Consider the following 19864-nt stretch of genomic DNA (forward strand, 5'->3'; position numbering starts at 1 on the left):
CCATATCAACGCTTGTTTGAAAACAGCACCCAGGCCGCCGCACAATTGGCGAGGGTATAGACAAAATAGAATATGACCGCACTCAGCATGTCCATATTGGCGAAGATCATCGCCGCCACCAGCATGAAAAACTCGAGAAAATAGCTGCCATGCGGCCCAAGCATCCGGCGGAAGCTGCCGCGGGCCTCGGCGATCAGCGGGTGGTTGCTCTCCAGCATCGCCTTGTGCATCGCGAAATTGGCGATGCCGCAGACGAATATGATAAAAATATACATGGCATTGATATAAGCGCATTTGCTGCCATTGTCATTTGATCAGAACAATAATCATCCGCCGACGGATGAAGGAGCGGCCCATGGATCTGGCTGACAAGACATGCAGGCCGATCCTGCCGGGGTCGCGGCCGCGCGAGGTGAACAATGGCGCATCATAAGAGCCGCCTGCCCGAAAAAATCTGCCCGGTCTGCCAGCGGCCCTTCGCCTGGCGCAAGAAATGGGCCCGTGACTGGGACAACGTCCTCTATTGTTCGGAGCGGTGCCGCCGGTCTGCCAAATAGCGGCGTCGGCCATGGCGGCCGCTCCCGGCCTAGATCGCCTTCAGCTCCGGCGACGACGGTGCTTCGCCGCGGGACTCCGCCGGCGCTGACCGGCCGAGGCTCCAGTTGCTCTGCATCCGCACTTTCGGATTGGGTGCACACCATATTTCGCCAGTCGCATCGATCGCGGTGACCCAGAGCAGATTATGCTCGGTGCCATAGTCGATCACTGCAAATGCCATGCCGTCACCCTTGCCGATCACCTTCAGCGGAATGGGCGGATTGAGCTGCGTGAACACATGAACGTCCTTTACAGAAAGACTCCCTGCCGGAGTCTTGGATCAATCGCTGATCCGGCAAAAGGTTGCACGGAGCCGCAACGGGCGTTCGATCGCGACTGTACCGGTGGTCCTTTTCCACGCGCCCGCTGGCCGGGGGCAGGGGGTGCCCGCCCTGTCGCCGCTCCGCAGATGGAAAGACGGTCTGTTAAGGATTCACGGCTAGTGCAACCTCGGACTGCGCCAGACGTATGTCTGATACCAGGCCCAAATCTGGTGCAACAGGAGTATCTTCGATGTCGTCTTTTTCGCTTTATATGATCGGCTTTTTCGTGTTTGTCGGCGGCCTTGCCTATGGCGCATTCTTGCTCGGCGCACCTCCGACCTATATCGCGGTGGGCGCGGTCATTCTCATCGGCATCGGCCTGATGTCGGCCACCAACCGCACCCGCTCGCGCGACGTATCGCCCGACGCTCCGGTCGGCGAAACCACGACCACGACCACGCGGCGCGAAATCTGAACAGAGATCGGGCGCTGTCCCGGCTCCCGCCGGCAGCGCCCGTTTCTATGCTCCGCACCGGGTAGCCGCGCCGCTGGTGCGCGCCATCAGGCCTTTTCCAGCAACCCCTCCTTGCGGATCTTCTCCTGCCAGACCAGCGGCGCCAGATGGTGCACGCTCTGCCCCTCGGCGTCGACCGCCACCGTCACCGGCATTTCCTGCACCTCGAACTCGTAGATCGCCTCCATGCCGAGCTCCTCGAATCCGACGACTTTCGATCCCTTGATCGCCCGCGACACCAGATAGGCGCTGCCGCCGACCGCCATCAGATAGGCGCTCCTGTGCTTCTTGATCGAGGCCACCGTGTCCAGCCCGCGCTCGGCCTTGCCGACCATCGCCAGCAGGCCCTGTTCGAGCATCATGTCGGTGAACTTGTCCATCCGAGTCGCCGTCGTCGGACCGGCCGGTCCCACCACTTCCTCGCCGACCGGATCAACCGGCCCGACATAATAGATCACCCGCCCCCGGAATTCGACCGGCAGCTCCTCGCCGGCGTCCAGCATATCCTTGATCTTCTTGTGCGCCGCATCGCGGCCGGTCAGCATCTTGCCGTTGAGCAGCAACCGGTCGCCATGTTTCCAGGTCGCCACTTCCGCCGCGTCCAGCTGGTCGAGATGCACCCTTTTGGCTTCCGATGACGGCGTCCAGTTGACGTCCGGCCATTCCTCCAGCTTCGGCGGCTCGAGATAGGCGGGCCCGCTGCCATCCAGCGTGAAATGCGCGTGCCGTGTCGCCGCGCAATTGGGGATCATCGCCACCGGCTTGCCCGCCGCGTGGCAGGGCCAGTCACTGATCTTGACGTCGAGGATCGTCGACAGCCCGCCAAGCCCCTGCGCGCCGATGCCGAGCGCGTTGACCTTGTCGAAAATCTCGATCCGCATTTCCTCGATATCGCTCTGCGGTCCGCGCTCTTTCAACTGGCCCATGTCGATCGGGTCCATCAGCGACTGCTTGGCGAGCAGCACGCAGCGCTCCGCCGTCCCGCCGATACCGATGCCGAGCATCCCGGGCGGGCACCAGCCGGCACCCATTTGCGGGATCATCTCCAGCACCCAGTCGACGATATTGTCGCTCGGGTTCATCATCTTGAATTTCGACTTGTTCTCGCTGCCGCCGCCCTTGGCCGCGACATCCACCGAGACGCGATCGCCCGGCACCATCTCGACATGCAGCACCGACGGCGTGTTGTCCTTGGTGTTGCGCCGGGTGAAGGCAGGGTCGGTCAGGATCGACGCGCGCAGCTTGTTCTCCGGATGCAGATAGGCGCGGCGCACGCCCTCGTCGACAATCTCCTGCATCGACTGCGACGTGTCGTCGAGCCGGCAGTCCATGCCCCATTTGACAAAGACATTGACGATCCCGGTATCCTGGCAGATCGGCCGGTGCCCCTCGGCGCACATCCGGCTGTTGGTCAGGATCTGCGCAATCGCATCCTTCGCCGCCGGCGATTTCTCCGCCTCATAGGCCTTTCCGAGCGCTCTTATATAATCCATCGGATGATAATAGGAAATGAACTGCAGCGCGTCGGCGACGCTCTCGATCAGGTCGGCGGTCTTGATGGTCGTGGTCATGGTTGCTCCAGAATATCGGCGAAAGGCTGTCGAAAGGGTCTTTGCCGGATCGGGCCGGTCCGGGCAAGTTTTTGTGGCGAAATCGCGCGTCCGGCCAATGGGGTTGTGCGACCGGCCTCCGTCCGTTCATCCTGCGGTGCGGATCCTGCCCGATGGAGTGGGCCCGCAGCATTGCATTATGCAAGGGCCCGGGTGGGTGAAATCTGTTAGCGCGAAGTGGGCCGTTTGCCGACTGTCTGCTTATGGGGCCGTCAATCCAGTAAGCAGCCAACAAACATCGAGCTTCTTGCAATGGCTGCTTCCGCCCCATATGTGGTCATTCCCGACGGTAACTTCGTTTCCTGAAACCTGAAGCAGCCAATCGGTCGGTCTTGCGAAAACTCATATGCTGGCGGATGATGCCTTCTCCACAAGCTAGCTCTGCCAAGCGAGCAGTCGACGCTGCCGACAGTATGGAAAAGCCACATGGCATATGGGAAGCGCCGAAAATGCCGGCAGAAGTGCATTGACATCCCTATATATACAAACTATTGCACAATTGATTGTATATATAGGGATCAAATCGAAAATGGCTTATCTTGATACCCATCCGCTTCACGGTGCATTTATTTCCAACAAGTTTACGCGCTTGACTGATGTTATAGCCAGCCAAGGGGAGGATATGCTCCGCGATGCGAATATAGATGTTCCATCACGAGCGGTTTCGATTGTGCTACTGGTTGGGGAGCATGGTGAGATATCGGCAGCGGACATCGCCAACTGGTTGGAACAACCTCATCAGCTGGTCACACAGCGCACAGACGTGCTGATCGAGTTAGGGCTGATCAAGCGCAGAAGCGATCCTCACGATGGCCGCAGAAAAATACTGGTTCTAACAGCCAAAGGAACGGATCAGTTCACTCGATTGACCGAGCTTATGGTTCAGGTCGCAGACGTTTTCGCTGCCTTGTTTGAGGAGATCGAATGCGATCTCGCCGCCATGGCGATGCGGGCCATCGAGGCACTCGAGCGATCGCCTATCCTTGAACGTATCAATTCCCGGCGATCCTCGCGCATTGTGAATAATCCAGACAATCTGGAAATATCATGAAAATCGCCTCTTCCAGAACAAAGCAGCTTCCCAACGACACGGTAGACAAGGCCGCGCAAAAAGCGGCAATCGATATAGGTCTTGTCCTTGGGACAATGTTGATCCTGAAATATGCTTTGTTGAGCGTTGAAACGCTGTGGACCTATGCAGGTCCGATATCCTTGTTATCAGCGCTCGCCGTTGCGAGTTGGCGCCTGCGGAAAAGTGGTGAGAGCTGGGTTGACCTTGGCCTAAAACAACTTCCAAGCTGGCGAAAAACGCTAGTATGGACATTCGTGGCACTGGTCTTAACCACCGCTGCCGGCATCTTGTTAGAATCCGTCATTAGCAGCGCACTGGGGGATGTTGCAGCGCAGGCTGCGCCCAGCAAGAGCGGCAGATTTGCGGGCCTTCCCGGAAACACAGCCGCTTTCGTCTATTGGCTGGCCGTGGCCTGGATCATTGGCGGTTTTACCGAAGAATTGCTGTTTCGCGGTCTGCTGATTACACGGTTTGAGACGCTGTTTACGCGCATACCATTCGGTTTGGTCATCGCGATCATCATGCCGGCTGTCCTGTTCGGGCAGCAGCATTATTATTATCAGGGGATTGGCGGTGCTTTCGCGACTGGCGGCGTCGCATTGGTTTCTGGCATTCTTTATGTGTTTTTCAAACGAAATTTATGGCCACTCACCCTGTCGCACGGCTTGGCCAACACTGTCGGCCTGACACTGATTTATACCGGCCTTCAGCCGGCCACCTGACCCCCGCTTTCCTGTCCCTATCTAAACATCGAGATCTTCCATGAAATACATTCCTTTATTGCCCGAGCGCGCCCCTTGCTTGCCATCGGGAAAGAGTCGTTTGCGCCGATCGGCTACCCTTCTCATCTCAGCGATCTTGCTCGCTGCCGGCATAACGGGTCAGGCTGCCGCAGAATCGGCTGCGGATCTCGCGGACGATGCCCGGGTTGGACGCTTTTCCGGCGTTGTCGCCACTGCTGAACGCGGCATCGTGCATGTTGTCGACGCGCGCGGCGCTGCGGCAGCCGGAAGCGATATCGTCAATGGTGCCCAGGTTGCCTACCCACTGGCATCGGTGACAAAGGTCCTGACCGCTACGACGGTCATGCGGCTGGTCGAGGACGGCCGTATCGATCTGACGGATACCGTAGCGAACTATCTCCCGGAATATGCGGACCGGCCCTTCGCCGGGGTGACGATTGCTCAACTTCTTAGCCATACAGGCGGCGTGCCCAGTCTTCTTAAGAACGATCAGGGGCTTGGCGACGAGCCGCTCGATTTCAATGTTCTCGCATTGCCGACCAGCACAAGCGCCCTGATCGACCAGTTTTCAGCCGCACCGCTGCTGTTCGAACCCGGCGCACGCTACAGCTATTCGAATTCCGGCTATATTCTGCTGGGTCGCATCATCGAGGTTGCAACCGGCATGCCCTATTATTCTGCACTGGACGCGCTCGTGCTGGCACCGGCCGGGGTGTCCAAGGAATTTTGCCTTTGCCGAGACCTATCTGGTTACCCCAATGCGACAGCGTTCGAACGGCGTGGTGACAGCTTCTTGCCTGCCCCTGTCATTGATCCATCGCAGACGTTCAGCGCCGCAGGTGTCCGGGCGACCCCGGAGGGGCTGCTGAAATGGAGCGAAGCCCTGATGGCGGGCCGCATCCTCGCGCCGGAGTCTCTTGAGCGAATGTGGACGCCGGTGGCCCCGACCCGCAATCCCGGCGAATCTTTCGCGCTTGGCTGGCTTGTCCGGGACGTCGACGGTGTGCGCCAGGTCGCCCATGACGGCACAATGCCGGGCACCGTCAGCTATCTGGTCCTGACTCCGGCAGAACATCGTGCGGTGTTCGGAGATCTTAATCGCACTCTTGACCTTGATCATATCACGGACAGCGAAGCCTATTTGCGACAGTTGGTTTCATCCGTTGTCGCGGGCAACGCGCCAGCGACCGTCCCGGCCCTTGCTCCGTCGCTGACGGGCCAGACGCTGGAGGGGCCCTACCGGCTACCGGAAGACCGCATCTTTACGCTCCAAACCGATGCTATGGGGCAGATCTGGCTTGAAACCGACGGAAGCTGGTCGGTCTTGCAATTGCCAAAACTCGTTCACGCAGATGGGCCACTCGCGGAAGATGCCGCCGAAGCCATTACTGATTGGGCGAAGAACGGTCACACCGGGCTTGCGGAGCACTTCAGCCAGAAAATGGCTGCCAATGTGCCTGCCGGAGCAATGGATGCTACTTGGAGCCAATTCATCGAGCAGTTCGGGGCGTATCGTCGCCACCACGTCTATTCCGTCACCGACGACTTTGCGGAGGTTCGCATCGATTTTGATCGAGGGTCAATGGACATCGGGATCGTTTACGACGACGGGGGTCAAATCAACGGGCTACAACCCGTGGGACAAGAAGTCGAAATGCCGGCTACTCGCCTGCGCGCATGGGTTACCGCCGAGGGGAACCTCTGGATCGATGGCTTTCTCCATGGCGACTCCGACGTGTCGGCCGCTATCGACAGCGATGGGGGGCTGACCTTTCAATCGGGACAGCGCGCCATACCTCAACCTGCCCGATAAGCAGGGGATGGCTTCCGATCGCGTGGTTCATATAAAGTGGCTGAATGGTTGTTTCGAGGGGCTTGCCTTATGCCGCAAGAATACGAATATCGACTTTATGTCATGGAATGCCGCGCTGAGCTACATGCCTTCTACTTTGGCTTTCCGCCAATAGAAAAGCGCCGCGAATGTCACTATGATCGGAACCATCAGGCCATATTCGTCGATCCACAATCCAGTTGTCTCGTTCTGCTCAGTCAATGGCGTGAAGATTTTTTGGATGAATATATTATGGCCGGCGTGGAAGAAGACGGCAGGCCAGAGGCTCTCCGATCGGAACGTAAAATAAGTCATGATGACTGACATGCTTACGATCATCAGGGTAAAGCAACCCAACTGACTCGCTGGATCACCGCCACCATAGGCAATGATTATCGGGAAGTGCCAAGCGGCCCATATGAGGCCGCTGACCAAGGAGACACCGCCAAATGGCAATACTTTGCGAAGCTCCCAGATGAAAAACCCGCGCCATCCGATTTCCTCGCCAATGATCGACCCGAGCGACTTGATCAGCTGCACCGTCGCCAAAAGGCCGGTCATGACCAGAAGCGGGGCCCATACGCTTCCGGGCTCAAAACCAAGCTCGGTCGTCCATTCCGCTACGGTTTCGCGGTTCGGCCCCCCGCCTAATCCAAGCGCCCAGATCAGTCCATAAGCAACGGAGACATATAAGACTGGTATCAGGTAGCTCTGCCAATAGAAGCGCCAGTGCCCCCATTTCCAGGGCAGCGTAGACCATGCCCGCCCCCTTATGCTCAAAGTAATAAGGGCCGCCAGAGCCGGGCACCACATGAGCGCACCGGCATAGATGCTTGCCGGATTAAGTTGGACGATCGCGAAATGCGCAAGGCCGCTAAGGCCGCACAATAAGGCAATAAAGATGGAAATTGTCATCCAAGCTTCTCGCCGTTCTGCTAAGATTTTTGTCATTGGGTGTATTACTAGACTAACATAGCTCCTGTCGAGTGCTATTTGCTTGTTACGTTTCAAGCTCCGCAGGACCGGCCTGTAAGCTTGGAAATGGCGACAAAGCTGACTGACAATAACTGCTGCACAGTGTCAGACATTGCCGAACGCGACCTAAAATCTGACCGACAGCTTCCCACCCAGTTGCTGCCATTCGAGCGCGAGCAAAAGAGTACGCGCCGAATGTCGACTTTCAGCAACAAATTTCGACATGGGTAATGACGACAATGAAGGCGCAAAACGGACATAGTTCCGAAACATTCCGACGCTCTCAAAACCCGGCGGCCCCAAGCCGCCCACGCCGGCCACGCCAGCGCAGCAGGCCCGTCACCAGCAATAGCGTTGGCAGCAATCCGCAGATCGCGACCAGAATCCGGCCCGCCAGTCCGCCCGCCGACCCTTCGTGCAGCGGGTGGATCCAGTTGTTGACCACGCTCCCGCTCCGCGCCGCCTGCGCATCGTGCACGGCCAGGACGCGGCCGCTGGCGCTGTCCACCCAGACATAGCTGTGCGGAAAGCGGTGGCTGGGATCGCCCGCCACCTGCATCCGCAGCCGAAACATGCCGCCCCCGGCCGGCGGGGTTTCGATCCAGGCCAGCCGGGCACCGGGCAGGGCGGCGCGGCCGGCGGCCAGAATTTGCGCGATCGGCCGGGGCGGCCCCGACGGCTCGGGGGGGCGGTGGACGTGGGGCATCGGGTCGACCGGCAGCCCGGCGGCGGCGAGCGCGGCATCGCTTTCCTCCGGCAGTTCCAGCATGATTCCCGTCACCGTCAGGATCACCAGCAACAGCCCGCCCGACAGGCCGGTCAGCTTGTGCCAGTCGCGCAGCCGGCGCTGCGGATGCCCGCGCAGTTTCAGCCGCAACGCCTTGCCCCACGATCCGCGCGGCCACCAGGCCCACAGGCCGCTCAGCAGCAACGCCAGCATGGCAAATCCCAGCCAGCCCAGGATTTGACCGCCGGTGGTTCCGAGCAGCAGGCGATAGTGCAGGTCGTAGACAAGGGTCATCGCATATTCGCCCCAATAGTCGCGGCGCAGCACCCGCGATCCGTCCGGCGCCAGCCAGACCATCATCGGCCGGAAGCCATGGCCGGCGCGCTCGGGCGGATCATAATAGCGGGCCGGAACCGCGCCCGGCTCTCCGGTGACCTCGAACCGCCAGGGCCCGGACTTGCCGGGATAGGCGGCGCGCACCGTTGCCAGCGCCCGGTCCCAGTCCGGTGCCGCTCCCGGATGCTGCGGCCCGGCGACCTGGATCTCCGGGTGCAGGAGCGTGTCGATCTCCGGGTAGAAGACCAGCACCGACCCGGTGAGACCGAGCAGCGCCAGCAGCCCGCCGATCGTCAGGCCGAGCCACAGATGGACGGTGCGGACCGCGCCCCGCAGCCGGTCTCCCCGGACCCGCATCAGAAGCGCAGCCTGGCGCTGGCGGTGACGTTGCGGCCATTGGCCGGGCTGTGCAGCGTCTGGCTGCCGTCCCACCAGACATATTCATAATAGCGGTCGCCCAGATTCTTCACCGCCAGCCCGAGTTCCAGCCGCTCGTTCACCCGGAACCGCGCGGCGGCGTCGAACACCGCCAGCTCTCCCCACTTGCCCTCGGCGTTGGCGGTGGTCAGGTGGTAGGACGATTGCCCGCGCCCGGTCAGCGACAGGCTCAGCGATTCGGACGGGGCATATTCGGCGCCGCCCGACCACAGCCAGCGCGGCGTGTGGTTGATGGCATTGCCGACCAGTTGCGGCGAGTCCGCCGGCGGCTGCGCGATCGTCGCTTCCTGCCACGCCACCGCGGCCCAGAGCGACAGGCCACTGGCGGGCTTCACGCCCAGCTGCACGTCAACGCCCCTGCGGTCGGTCGCGCCGACATTCTCGAAATCGCCCAGCGGGTCGTTGAGCTTGCGGGCGATTTCGCCGGTCGCGCTCTGCTCCCAATAGGCCACCCGCGCTTCGACCGTTTCGCCCAGCCGATATTTCGCGCCCAGCTCCCAGCCGGTGTTGATCGACGGCGCCAGGTCCTGCTGCCGCGGCGGGATCAGATAGGCGCCCGATCCCAGCCCGATCTGGAAGGTCCTGCCCCAGTTGCCGTACAGCGTCACGCCCTCCGCCGGCAGGATCGCGACCGAAAGCTTCGGCTGCTCGATGCTGCCATAATCGTTGATCGGCGCCGCGCTGCCGTTCAGCCGGTTGCTGAAATCGCCGCCGACCCGGTCGATCCGGTAGGCCGGCGTGATCCGCAGCCACGCCGCCGGCTCCAGGATCGCCTGGACATAGACGCCGCCGACCGTCAGGTCGAACTGCTGGTCGCGGGTCTGGCTGGTCGGCACCCGCTCGACCGACAGCCAGCGGGCCGAGCGGTTGTCCTGCCACTCGACATTGCCGCCCGCCTCCAGCATCAGCGGTATCTCCGACAGATAGCCGTGCCAGTGCAGCGCCGTCGACAGGCCGAAATGGTCCTCCGCGGTCAGCCGGCGCTGCTGCGACGCGGCGGCGGAGAATTTGACATAGCGATCGTCGCGAAAGCGGTTGTGATAGGCCATCGCCGACCAGTCGAGCCGGTCGGAAAAGGACGCATCGAGGGTCACCGCATATTGCTGGATCGTGCGGCTGTCGCCGTCGGATATGTTATAATCGTTGGTCATCCGCGGATCGGCGCGGCTGTCGGCGAAGGTCAGATAGCCCGGTTCCTCGGCATCCGCCTCATAATAGCGCGCGATCGCGCCGAGCCGGACGTCCTCGCCCAGCGCCAGCCCCCAGCGTCCCGACAGGCTGAGCCGCTGGCTGCTGCTGTGGTCGCGATAGCCGTCGCTGTCGCGGTAGGCGATCTGGTAATTCTGGCTCACCGCGCCGCGCTCCAGGCCCGCGACCAGCTGCCCCTCGAGCGTGTCATAGCTGCCGACGGACGCGCGCGCATCGACATAGCTGCCGCCGGAACGGGTCAGGATATTGGCGCTGCCGGCGATCGCGTGCAGGCCATGGCGCGGGTCCGAGGTCCCGCGCACCACCTCGATCGCGGCAATGTTGAGCGGGAAGGCGACGTCGATATAGGGCATGTTGCCGTCATTGCTGTTCGACGGAATGCCGTCGATCAGCAGCTTGACGGCGTTGATATTGCCCTCGCCGTTGAAGCCGCGCATCGAGAATTTCCCGCTCGTCGTGCCCTGGTTGAAATCGGTGACCTGGATGCCCGGCATCTGGCCGATCAGCTCGTAGACATTGTCGACGTCGGCGCGCTGCGCGACATCGCCGCCCATCCGGTCGACCGAGGTCAGCACATTGTCGCTGCTGCCCGCCATGCCTCTGGCGGTGACGACGATCTCGCCGACGGAAAAGCTGGTATCGGCCTGCTGGGCGGCTGGCCTGGGTTTCGGGGTCGCTGTGCTGGCCAACGGGTCGGGCGCGCCGGCGAAGGCCGGGGTGGAGGTGAGGGTGCCTAACAGGCCTGCGGCAAGCGCAAGAGAAGATATTTTCATGATGGAATTCCTGATCCGGAAATGAATGGGGCTGGGCGGTGACGCGCAGCCGTTTCGGATCGAATGCCAGTCGGCTATCGGCGCGGAGAACCGCGGCCGATGGCAGGCAGGGCGATGGACCGTCCGGCTGCGTCAGGCAGCCTCGGGTGGTCCCCGCAGCGGCGGCCGCAGCCGCGCTGTCTCGAGCAGCGTGCCCAGCTGCAGCGGGGCCAGCCCGCGCGCAAGAATATAGGCGATCGCCAGCGCCAGCAGCGCCATGCCGGGACCGGTCACGCCGCTCATCGTCAGCGCCGTATAGGGACATTCCCCCTTGGCGCTGCTCTGGTGCTGGCCGTCGCTGTCCTCCATCGGGATCGATATCCGGCGCTCGATCTGCTCGCCGGTGGAATCGGCGCAGATGGTGACGGTCAGGACCATGTTCTGGGTCGAAACCATATAGCCGTTCGGCACCAGGATCTTCAGCAGCAGCGCCGCCGCCAGCAGCACGGCTGCAAGCGCGACATGGTTGCGGATCAGGGCGCGGATCGAATCCATCGCCGCGCCATAATGCGGCTTTCGGCAAAATGCCATCGCTATGATCGCGGCTCGGCTTCCCCTCCCGATCGGTGCGCGCAGTTTATTTTGCATTGCAACAAAACTGACCTCGTAGGGTCATCTGCCGGTCTCGGTGCGCTCCTAGATCGCCGGTCGACCAATCAATCAAAATCTGGAGAAAATCATGAAATTTCTTACTGGTTGCGCCTATCTGGCGCTCAATGCCGCGTTCGTTTCGCCCCTATATGCACAGTCCGCCGGCGATGCGGCGGTGACCGACGATTCCGACGCGTCGGGCCAGGTGATCATCGTGACCGGAACCCGCGATATCGGGCGCACCCAGTTCGACACCGCCGCGCCGGTCGACATCATTTCCTCCGACGCGATCGATTCGGTTGTCTCGTCCGACCTGGCGACGGTGCTCGCCCGGCAATTGCCCTCCTTCAATGTCCAGCGTCTGCCCGCTGCCGATGGCCAGGCCTTTGTCCGCCCGGCCAGCCTGCGCGGCCTGTCGCCGGATCACACGCTGGTGATGGTGAACGGCAAGCGCTACCACCGTTCCGCCCTGCTCGGTTCGCGCGGTGCGCAGGCCCCCGATCTCAACACATTCCCTGGCCTTGCCGTCAAGCAGGTCGAAGTGCTGCGCGACGGCGCTTCGGCGCAATATGGGTCCGATGCGATCGCCGGTGTGATCAACTTCATTCTCGACGACACGCCGGGCCTGCAGATGTTCGGTCAATATTCGCAATATTACGAAAACGACGGCGACAGCTATCAGGTCGGCCTGCAAGGTGGCGTGGCGCTGGGCGACCGCGGCAGCCTGGTGGTGACCGCGGAATTTTCCGACGGCGCGGCGACCTCCAGAACCCGCCAGCGCCCCGACGCCATCGCGCTTCAGGAGGCCCGGCCCGATCTCGCCATCCCCAACCCGGTCCAGCGCTGGGGCCAGCCGGACACGCAGACCATCCGCGGCGCCTTCAACATGAAATATGAGCTGTCCGACGGCCTCGAATTCTACGCGTTCGGCACCGGCGCCGACGGCGATGGCGTGACCGATTTCAACTGGCGCAACCCGGTCGGCACCGGCAGCGTGTTCAAGGATACCACGGTCTTCCCGGGCTTCAATTTCCTCAGCATCTATCCCACCGGCTTCACCCCGCGCTTCGGAACCGAGTTCAGCGATCTGCAGGCCGTTGGCGGACTGCGCGGCGACCTCGCCGATGGCGGCTTCACCTACGACCTCAGCGCCTCGGCCGGGCGCAGCCGGATCGAATATAATATGAGCGAATCGCTCAATGCCTCGCTCGGCCCCGACAGCCCGACGAGCTTCTATCTCGGCCGGCTCGAACAGCGCGAGTTCAACCTCAACGCCGATTTCGTCTACCAGCTGGACCTGGGCGGCTTCCGGCCGGTCAACGTCGCCTTCGGCGCCGAACGCCGCAAGGAGACCTACGAGGTCGGTGCCGGCGATCCGGCCTCCTACGCCATCGGACCCGGCGCAGCGGAAGGGCTGGCGCCCAATTCCAACGGCTTCCCCGGTTTCAGTCCGATCCAGGCGGGCACGTTCGACCAGACCAGCTATGCCGGCTATCTCGATCTCGAATGGCAGCCGGTCGAAATGCTGACCATCGGTGCCGCTGCCCGCTACGAAGACTATTCCGAATTCGGCGACACGTTCAACTACAAGCTTTCCGGACGGGTCGAGCCGGTCGACGGCTTTGCCCTGCGGGCCACCTATTCGACGGGCTTCCGCGCGCCGACTCCGGCACAGCTCAACACCGCCAACACCAGTCAGGGCCTCGATACGGTGACCCTGCAGGTGTTTACCCGCGGCCGTCTCTCGCCCAGCGATCCGCTGGCCGTTCTGCTCGGTGCCCAGCCGCTCAGGCCGGAGGAATCGGAAAGCCTCACCGCCGGCTTCGCCTATCAGGGCGACAATGGCATTTCCGCCAGCATCGATCTGTACCAGATCAAGGTGGATAGCCGTTTCGGCCAGTCCGCGTCCTTCGCCGTTCCGGCAGGTGTCGCGAACCCCAACCGGTTCACCAGCGTCAGCTATTTTACCAACGACTTCGACACCCGTACCCGGGGTATCGATGCCGTGCTGGCCTATCGCGGACCGGTCGGGCCGGGCAAGCTGAGCGCCAGCATTGCCTATAATTACAACAAGACCAAGGTCACCGGCGGCGCCAGCAGCACGATCGGCAACGAAACCCAGCGGCGGATATTCGAGGAACGCCTGCCGCAGAACAATGCCACGGCAACGCTGGGCTATCAGCTGGGTGATTTCGACCTGACGCTGCACAGCCGCTATTACGGTGCGTGGACCGACAGCAGCGGCAACGCCACGGGGGACATCTTCCAGGAATTTGGCGCCACGGTGCTGTTCGATCTCTCCGTCGGTTACCGGTTCAGCGAACATGTCAACCTGACGGTCGGCGCGGAGAATCTGTTCGACACCTATCCGGACGAGGCGACCTTCCAGGCCAGCCGCGGCCTGATCTATTCACGCAACGCCCCCTATGACACCGACGGCGGCCAGTATTTCGCTCGCCTTGGCGTGCAGTTCTGAATGTCGGGCGGGACAGGGATGAACCGCAGGGCCGTCCTGCAGGGCGCGGTGGCGGGGGCAGCGATGCTCCCCGCCACCGCCCTGCGGCCGGCACCCCTGGATGGACCGATCGAGGGAAGGGCGCTGGCCGGCGATGAAGCCCATTGGGCGCGCATCGCCGCCCAATATGACGTGACCGACGCGGTAATCCAGCTGGAGAACGGCAACTGGGGCATGATGTCCCGACCGGTACTGGCCGCCTACCAGGACGCCGTGGCAAGGGTGAACCGGGACACCAGCTTTTATGCCCGCCGCGGCATGGGCGCCGACATGCGCTCGGTAGTCGACAGGCTTGCCGCCTTTCTCGGCGTGGATCAGGATGAAATCGTCCTGACGCGCAATGCGACCGAGGCGCTGAAGGCGCTGATCGGTGGCTATAACCGGATCAAGCCGGGGCAGGCGGCGCTCTATGCCGACCTCGACTATGGCAGCATGCAGGCCAGTCTGGAGGCCAGCATGGCGCGGCGCGGGGCTCGGACGATCAGGATTGCCTTGCCGGAGCCGGCCAGCCACCAGAATGTCATCGACGCCTATGCCGAGGCCTTTGAAAATCATCCGGAGATTCGGCTGGTGCTGTTGACCCATATCAGTCACCGGACCGGGCTTCAGCTGCCGGTGCGCGAGGTCGCGGCGCTGGCCCGCGCGCGAGGGATCGATGTGATCGTCGATGCTGCGCACAGCTTGGGGCAGGTGGATTTCGATATTGCGGGCCTGGGTGCCGATTTCGTCGGTCTGAACCTGCACAAATGGATGGGCGCTCCGCTCGGCGTTGGCGCCGCCTATATCCGCAAGGGCCGGGTCTCGGCGATTGATCCAGACATTGCCGATGAAAATCCCGGCTCCGGCGGCATTTCCTCGCGCGTCCACACCGGAACCGTCGACTATGCGGCCAGCCTGACCCTGCCGGCAGCGCTCGATTTCCAGGCGATGATCGGCGCCACTGCCAGGGCGGCCCGGCTGAAGGCCTTGCGCGACCGGTGGGTCGGCAAGGTGCGCGGTCTGCCCGGCATAGAGGTTCTGACGCCGGACGATCCCCGGATGCACGGCGGGATTACCTCGTTCCGGCTGTCCGGCCGCACCTCCGAGGCAGAGAACCGGGCGCTGGCCGCCACGCTGCTCGATCGGTTCGGGATATTCACCGTCCACCGCACCGGCCTCGCCAGCGGCGCCTGCGTCAGGGTGACGCCGGCGCTGTTCAACGCCATGGCGGATGTCGATGCCTTGGCCGCTGCGCTGCGGGAGATCGCTGACGGCGATATCGTGACGCGCAGCCGGTGATCGCCGCTGCCGCCCGGGGCCGGAAAAGCGACTCGGGCTGGCGCCGGGGGTCGGGATCCGTCGCTGCCGCCTCGCTTGCCTGACAACCGGATTGCGATGGCCGCTGGCATCCTCCCGAAAGCCGCCGACCATCGGCCAGTGCACAAGATATGGTGTCACAAAATCGTCACCTGGGCATGTGCATGACCTGTGGATAGATTTCTGCCGATTTTCGACATCGACTCTTGCGCTCTCGGCGAGCCTTAGAGGGTCCATGCGTCGCTGCACTGCAGCATAAATCGGCCTTCGACGAAGCGATTCATTTATGCGACGAATAGAGTCCTTAAAATGTCATTTACCCCCTTGCATAAAATTCTGATTCAGCCACTATAGGTTGTGGTTCAGCCAAGGGGGCATACCAACTTATAGTGTTAGTCATAAGCAACGCCGACTCGGTGGATGGCTGCCCTTTTGCTGAATGAACAGGGAAAAATACGGGGTTGAGGGTAGAAAAATTTACCCGCCGGGGTGGTAAAACTGTTAGGATTAAAGCTTCGACCCGAGTCGAACAAGACAGGAACAAATGCCCGGAGGAAATCGCGATGATCGTGACGCCGATAGAGCGTTGGGATCGTTGGAATAGTAGTGTGATTTGAGGGGGCTTTGATGGATTTTAGAGACAACCGTGACAACGACAGTGGTTCCGGAACAGATGTGAGTGAGAGTGAAATGGGCACTGAAGTATTGGATACGCCAAAAAGCAAAACCGAAAATACAGGCCCGGTCAGCGAACCGGAGGTCAGCAAGAAGGCGGCAGCCGAAGCTGCGTCGGCCAAGGCCAATGACGAGAAGGAACTCAAGGCCGAGCGTGACAGCCACAGCGTCGAGAAGCGCCGTTTCAAGATCACCGTGGACGCAAGCCGCGATGCCCTGCTGACCGATTTCGGCAAGGAAACGCTCAACGACCGCTATCTGCTGCCCGGCGAATCCTATCAGGATCTGTTCGCCCGCGTCGCCGACGCCTATGCCGACGACCAGGAGCACGCGCAGCGTCTCTATGACTATATTTCGAAACTCTGGTTCATGCCGGCGACACCCGTCCTGTCCAACGGCGGCACCGGCCGCGGCCTGCCGATCAGCTGCTATCTCAACAGCGTCGACGACAGCCTCGGCGGCATCGTCAACACCTGGAACGAGAATGTCTGGCTGGCTTCGCGCGGCGGCGGCATCGGCACCTATTGGGGCAGCGTCCGCGGTATTGGCGAGCCGGTTGGCCTGAACGGCAAGACCTCGGGCATCATCCCGTTCGTGCGGGTGATGGACAGCCTGACCCTGGCGATTTCGCAGGGCTCGCTGCGCCGTGGTTCGGCCGCCTGCTATCTCGACGTCAACCATCCGGAAATCGAGGAATTCCTCGAAATTAGAAAGCCTTCCGGCGATTTCAACCGCAAGGCTCTGAACCTGCACCACGGCGTGTTGCTGACCGACGAGTTCATGGAAGCGGTCCGCGACGGCACCGAATTCCATCTCAAGTCGCCCAAGGACGGTTCGATCCGCGGCACGGTCGACGCCCGCAGTCTGTTCCAGAAGCTGGTCGAGACCCGTCTCGCCACCGGCGAGCCCTATATCATCTTCAGCGACACCGTGAACCGGATGATGCCCAAGCATCACCGCGACCTCGGCCTGAAGGTGTCCACTTCCAATCTTTGTTCCGAGATCACACTGCCCACGGGTCGCGATCATCTGGGTGAGGACAGGACGGCGGTGTGTTGCCTGTCCTCGCTCAACCTCGAAACCTGGGACGAATGGTCGGTCGACAAGGATTTCGTCGAAGACGTGATGCGCTTCCTCGACAATGTCCTGCAGGACTATATCGACCGCGCGCCGGAGGAAATGGCGCGGGCGAAATATAGCGCGATGCGCGAACGCAGCGTCGGCCTTGGCGTGATGGGCTTCCACAGCTTCCTCCAGGCCCGCGGCCTCGGCTTCGAAAGCGCGCTGGCGAAATCGTGGAACTTCAAGATCTTCAAGCATGTTTCGGCGAAGGCATCCGAGGCCAGCATGATGCTTGCCCACGAACGCGGGCCGTGCCCCGATGCCGCCGACCAGGGCGTGATGGAGCGCTTCTCCTGCAAGATGGCGATCGCTCCGACCGCCTCGATCAGCATCATCTGCGGCGGCGCCTCGGCCTGCATCGAGCCGATCCCGGCGAACATCTATACCCACAAGACGCTCTCGGGCAGCTTCGTGGTCAAGAACCCGCACCTGCTGAAACTGCTCCAGGAAAAGAGCAAGGACAGCAACAATGTCTGGAACTCGATCCTCGAGAAGGGCGGTAGCGTCCAGCATCTCGACTTCCTCTCGCCCGAGGAAAAGGACACGTACAAGACCAGCTTCGAGATCGACCAGCGCTGGCTGCTCGAACTGGCCGCCGACCGCACGCCCTATATCGACCAGGCGCAGTCGCTCAACCTGTTCATCCCGGCCGATGTCGACAAGTGGGACCTGCTGATGCTCCACTTCCGCGCCTGGGAACTGGGCATCAAGTCGCTCTATTATCTGCGCTCGAAATCGATCCAGCGCGCCGGCTTTGCCGGTGGCGAGACGATCATGAGCGAACCGACCGGCGGCGGCGTCGAGGCGGACAACACGCTCGACCCGAAGACCGTCGAGCTGATGACCACCGCCGGCACCACCGACTATGACGAATGTCTGGCGTGTCAGTAGGCCTGGACGCCTTGTGTCCCCGCGAAGGCGGGGACCCATCTCCCGCTCTAGCGTTAGGATGCAAGGATCGGAGTTGGACCCCGGATCCAGTCCGGGGCTGCACGTCAAACGCCGGAGGCGCCTGACGTTTGCTTTGCCCACTGCCCCCTCCCTTTCGCTCCTTTAGGGAGGGGGCCGTTTTATTCGGAAGCAAAGGAGCCTATTACCCCTCTCCCTTGAGGGAGAGGGTTGCGCAGGCTTGATGAGCCCGGATTTATCCGGGGGAATTTAGCCGAAGCTGGGTGAGGGTGCTCTGCACCATCGGCATCGAACCCCCTCACCGACTTCGACCAGGCAGACAAGCTGCCAAGTCTGCGTTGCCGCTCCCCGCTGGGGAGAGGATGAAATGAGATTGAATTCAGGCCCCAGCCTGCGCTGGGGTGACAAGTTTAAAGCGGAGTAAGAATATCATGTCCCTTCTGGAAGCACGCAAGACCTACAAGCCCTTCGAATATCCCTGGGCCTATGACTTCTGGAAGCGCCAGCAGCAGATCCACTGGATGCCGGAGGAAGTGCCATTGGGCGAGGATTGCCGCGACTGGGCGCAGAAGCTGACCGACCACGAGCGCAACCTGCTGACCCAGATCTTCCGCTTCTTCACCCAGGCCGATGTCGAGGTGCAGGACTGCTATCACGACAAATATGGCCGGGTGTTCAAGCCGACCGAGATCAAGATGATGCTGACCGCCTTTTCGAACATGGAAACCGTCCACATCGCCGCCTACTCGCACCTGCTCGACACCATCGGCATGCCGGAAAGCGAATATTCGATGTTCCTCGAATATGAGGCGATGAAGGACAAGCACGACTACATGGGCACGTTCGGCGTCGACACCGACGAGGATATCGCCAAGACGCTGGCGATGTTCGGCGGCTTCACCGAGGGCCTGCAGCTGTTCGCCAGCTTCGCCATGCTGATGAACTTCCCGCGCTTCAACAAGATGAAGGGCATGGGCCAGATCGTCACCTGGTCGGTCCGCGACGAAAGCCTGCACTGCGAGGGCATCATCAAGATGTTCCACACCTTCGTCGAGGAACGCGACTGCCTGACCAAGTCGGTGCGCGACGACATCATCGACTGCTGCCAGAAGACCGTGCGGCTGGAAGATGCCTTCATCGACCTCGCGTTCAGCGACGGCCCGGTGACCGGCATGACCGCCAAGGAAATCAAGCGCTACATCCGCTACATCGCCGACTGGCGCCTGGGCCAGCTCGGCTTCCAGCCGATCTACATGATCGAGGACCACCCGCTGCCGTGGCTCGCCCCGCTCCTGAACGGCGTCGAGCACGCCAATTTCTTCGAGGCCCGTGCCACCGAATATTCCAAGGGCGCGACCAAGGGCGAATGGAACGACGTCTGGTCCAGCTTCGACAAGCGCAAGGGCAAGGTCGCCAACGAGGACGCGCCGGTCGAGGACCAGGGCGCGGATATGTTTGAGCAGGCTGGGGTTGCTGCGGAGTAGGGTATGGTTGAGCCAATTTCAACCATAGCCGGAACGGCGTTGCTAGTTAAAGCCCTAGAAAAATCGGCAATTATATACTTTACTTAGCAGATCAATTTTGATATAAGGCTGTATCACAAGGAAAACAGCCAATGACGAACCTCAC

16 protein-coding genes are annotated in these 19864 nt (G+C 61.6%); 9 read left to right on the forward strand and 7 right to left on the reverse strand.

Translation table 11 applies throughout. From position 1 onward, the window contains the following. Nucleotides 1-5: 5 nt before the first annotated feature. Nucleotides 6-275, reverse strand: coding sequence for a hypothetical protein (locus tag V7650_RS13890; RefSeq protein WP_335656829.1), 270 nt, complete (start codon nt 273-275; stop codon nt 6-8). A gap of 144 nt (nt 276-419) precedes the next feature. On the opposite strand from V7650_RS13890, the gene V7650_RS13895 reads away from it, so the two are divergent. Next, a complete protein-coding gene (locus tag V7650_RS13895; protein ID WP_335656830.1) occupies nt 420-557 on the forward strand; it encodes a DUF2256 domain-containing protein in 138 nt (45 codons plus the stop codon). A gap of 29 nt (nt 558-586) precedes the next feature. Here the strand turns inward: V7650_RS13895 and V7650_RS13900 are convergent, their stop codons facing one another. Further along, nucleotides 587-778: a hypothetical protein gene (locus V7650_RS13900; protein ID WP_335656852.1), complete on the reverse strand. Its 192-nt coding sequence runs from the start codon at nt 776-778 to the stop codon at nt 587-589. Between the two features lie 332 nt (nt 779-1110). On the opposite strand from V7650_RS13900, the gene V7650_RS13905 reads away from it, so the two are divergent. Next, nucleotides 1111-1335 carry a hypothetical protein gene (locus V7650_RS13905; RefSeq protein ID WP_335656831.1) on the forward strand — a complete coding sequence of 75 codons (225 nt, stop codon included), beginning with the start codon at nt 1111-1113 and terminating at the stop codon, nt 1333-1335. 86 nt (nt 1336-1421) lie between these two features. On the opposite strand, the gene V7650_RS13910 is transcribed toward V7650_RS13905, so the two are convergent. Beyond that, nucleotides 1422-2945: a fumarate hydratase gene (locus V7650_RS13910; RefSeq protein ID WP_335656832.1), complete on the reverse strand. Its 1524-nt coding sequence runs from the start codon at nt 2943-2945 to the stop codon at nt 1422-1424. A gap of 568 nt (nt 2946-3513) precedes the next feature. Here V7650_RS13910 and V7650_RS13915 point away from each other — a divergent pair. The 3 genes from V7650_RS13915 to V7650_RS13925 are packed head-to-tail and all read left to right on the forward strand — an operon-like array spanning nt 3514 to nt 6612. Next, on the forward strand, nt 3514-4035 hold the full coding sequence (locus V7650_RS13915; RefSeq protein WP_335656833.1) for a MarR family winged helix-turn-helix transcriptional regulator: 522 nt from the start codon (nt 3514-3516) through the stop codon (nt 4033-4035). After that, nucleotides 4032-4778 carry a CPBP family intramembrane glutamic endopeptidase gene (locus V7650_RS13920; RefSeq protein ID WP_335656834.1) on the forward strand — a complete coding sequence of 249 codons (747 nt, stop codon included), beginning with the start codon at nt 4032-4034 and terminating at the stop codon, nt 4776-4778. Before V7650_RS13915 ends, V7650_RS13920 begins: the two co-directional genes overlap by 4 nt. A gap of 40 nt (nt 4779-4818) precedes the next feature. Then, nucleotides 4819-6612, forward strand: a complete 1794-nt coding sequence (locus V7650_RS13925; RefSeq protein ID WP_335656835.1) for a serine hydrolase — start codon at nt 4819-4821, stop codon at nt 6610-6612. A gap of 120 nt (nt 6613-6732) precedes the next feature. Here V7650_RS13925 and V7650_RS13930 read toward each other — a convergent pair whose 3' ends face one another. The 4 genes from V7650_RS13930 to V7650_RS13945 all read right to left on the reverse strand — a co-directional run bounded on the left by V7650_RS13930 (nt 6733) and on the right by V7650_RS13945 (nt 11658). Next, the gene (locus V7650_RS13930; protein ID WP_335656836.1) at nt 6733-7545 is read right to left on the reverse strand and encodes a CPBP family intramembrane glutamic endopeptidase; all 813 of its coding nucleotides are present in this window, start codon (nt 7543-7545) and stop codon (nt 6733-6735) included. A 343-nt stretch (nt 7546-7888) separates the two neighbouring features. Then, complete coding sequence (locus V7650_RS13935; RefSeq protein ID WP_335656837.1) at nt 7889-9025, reverse strand: PepSY-associated TM helix domain-containing protein; 1137 nt, start codon at nt 9023-9025, stop codon at nt 7889-7891. Continuing rightward, entirely contained in the window at nt 9025-11088 is a 2064-nt protein-coding gene (locus tag V7650_RS13940; protein WP_335656838.1) for a TonB-dependent receptor, read from the reverse strand. The genes V7650_RS13935 and V7650_RS13940 overlap by 1 nt, the downstream gene beginning before the upstream one ends. A 132-nt stretch (nt 11089-11220) precedes the next feature. Beyond that, a complete protein-coding gene (locus V7650_RS13945) occupies nt 11221-11658 on the reverse strand; it encodes a hypothetical protein (RefSeq protein WP_335656839.1) in 438 nt (145 codons plus the stop codon). Between the two features lie 148 nt (nt 11659-11806). On the opposite strand from V7650_RS13945, the gene V7650_RS13950 reads away from it, so the two are divergent. The 4 genes from V7650_RS13950 to V7650_RS13965 all read left to right on the forward strand — a co-directional run bounded on the left by V7650_RS13950 (nt 11807) and on the right by V7650_RS13965 (nt 19719). Further along, a complete protein-coding gene (locus V7650_RS13950) occupies nt 11807-14194 on the forward strand; it encodes a TonB-dependent receptor plug domain-containing protein (protein ID WP_335656840.1) in 2388 nt (795 codons plus the stop codon). A gap of 18 nt (nt 14195-14212) precedes the next feature. Further along, a complete protein-coding gene (locus V7650_RS13955) occupies nt 14213-15511 on the forward strand; it encodes an aminotransferase class V-fold PLP-dependent enzyme (RefSeq protein ID WP_335656841.1) in 1299 nt (432 codons plus the stop codon). A gap of 645 nt (nt 15512-16156) precedes the next feature. Continuing rightward, nucleotides 16157-18217, forward strand: a complete 2061-nt coding sequence (locus tag V7650_RS13960) for a ribonucleoside-diphosphate reductase subunit alpha (RefSeq protein ID WP_442955299.1) — start codon at nt 16157-16159, stop codon at nt 18215-18217. 449 nt (nt 18218-18666) lie between these two features. Next, nucleotides 18667-19719, forward strand: coding sequence for a ribonucleotide-diphosphate reductase subunit beta (locus V7650_RS13965; RefSeq protein ID WP_335656842.1), 1053 nt, complete (start codon nt 18667-18669; stop codon nt 19717-19719). Nucleotides 19720-19864 lie beyond the last annotated feature (145 nt).

Origin of the sequence: Parasphingorhabdus sp., assembly GCF_036964565.1 — a bacterium.
Classification (GTDB): Bacteria; Pseudomonadota; Alphaproteobacteria; order Sphingomonadales; family Sphingomonadaceae; genus Parasphingorhabdus.

What these genes read in the sequence shown, in the direction of transcription:
- V7650_RS13950 (WP_335656840.1), top strand. Translation starts at nt 11,807, where the DNA reads ATGAAATTTCTTACTGGTTGCGCCTATCTGGCGCTCAATGCCGCGTTC.
- V7650_RS13925 (WP_335656835.1), top strand. Translation starts at nt 4,819, where the DNA reads ATGAAATACATTCCTTTATTGCCCGAGCGCGCCCCTTGCTTGCCATCG.
- V7650_RS13960 (WP_442955299.1), top strand. Translation starts at nt 16,157, where the DNA reads ATGGATTTTAGAGACAACCGTGACAACGACAGTGGTTCCGGAACAGAT.
- V7650_RS13955 (WP_335656841.1), top strand. Translation starts at nt 14,213, where the DNA reads ATGAACCGCAGGGCCGTCCTGCAGGGCGCGGTGGCGGGGGCAGCGATG.
- V7650_RS13915 (WP_335656833.1), top strand. Translation starts at nt 3,514, where the DNA reads ATGGCTTATCTTGATACCCATCCGCTTCACGGTGCATTTATTTCCAAC.
- V7650_RS13935 (WP_335656837.1), bottom strand. Translation starts at nt 9,025, where the DNA reads ATGCGGGTCCGGGGAGACCGGCTGCGGGGCGCGGTCCGCACCGTCCAT.
- V7650_RS13905 (WP_335656831.1), top strand. Translation starts at nt 1,111, where the DNA reads ATGTCGTCTTTTTCGCTTTATATGATCGGCTTTTTCGTGTTTGTCGGC.
- V7650_RS13945 (WP_335656839.1), bottom strand. Translation starts at nt 11,658, where the DNA reads ATGGCATTTTGCCGAAAGCCGCATTATGGCGCGGCGATGGATTCGATC.
- V7650_RS13895 (WP_335656830.1), top strand. Translation starts at nt 420, where the DNA reads ATGGCGCATCATAAGAGCCGCCTGCCCGAAAAAATCTGCCCGGTCTGC.
- V7650_RS13940 (WP_335656838.1), bottom strand. Translation starts at nt 11,088, where the DNA reads ATGAAAATATCTTCTCTTGCGCTTGCCGCAGGCCTGTTAGGCACCCTC.
- V7650_RS13890 (WP_335656829.1), bottom strand. Translation starts at nt 275, where the DNA reads ATGTATATTTTTATCATATTCGTCTGCGGCATCGCCAATTTCGCGATG.
- V7650_RS13900 (WP_335656852.1), bottom strand. Translation starts at nt 778, where the DNA reads ATGGCATTTGCAGTGATCGACTATGGCACCGAGCATAATCTGCTCTGG.
- V7650_RS13920 (WP_335656834.1), top strand. Translation starts at nt 4,032, where the DNA reads ATGAAAATCGCCTCTTCCAGAACAAAGCAGCTTCCCAACGACACGGTA.
- V7650_RS13965 (WP_335656842.1), top strand. Translation starts at nt 18,667, where the DNA reads ATGTCCCTTCTGGAAGCACGCAAGACCTACAAGCCCTTCGAATATCCC.
- V7650_RS13910 (WP_335656832.1), bottom strand. Translation starts at nt 2,945, where the DNA reads ATGACCACGACCATCAAGACCGCCGACCTGATCGAGAGCGTCGCCGAC.
- V7650_RS13930 (WP_335656836.1), bottom strand. Translation starts at nt 7,545, where the DNA reads ATGACAATTTCCATCTTTATTGCCTTATTGTGCGGCCTTAGCGGCCTT.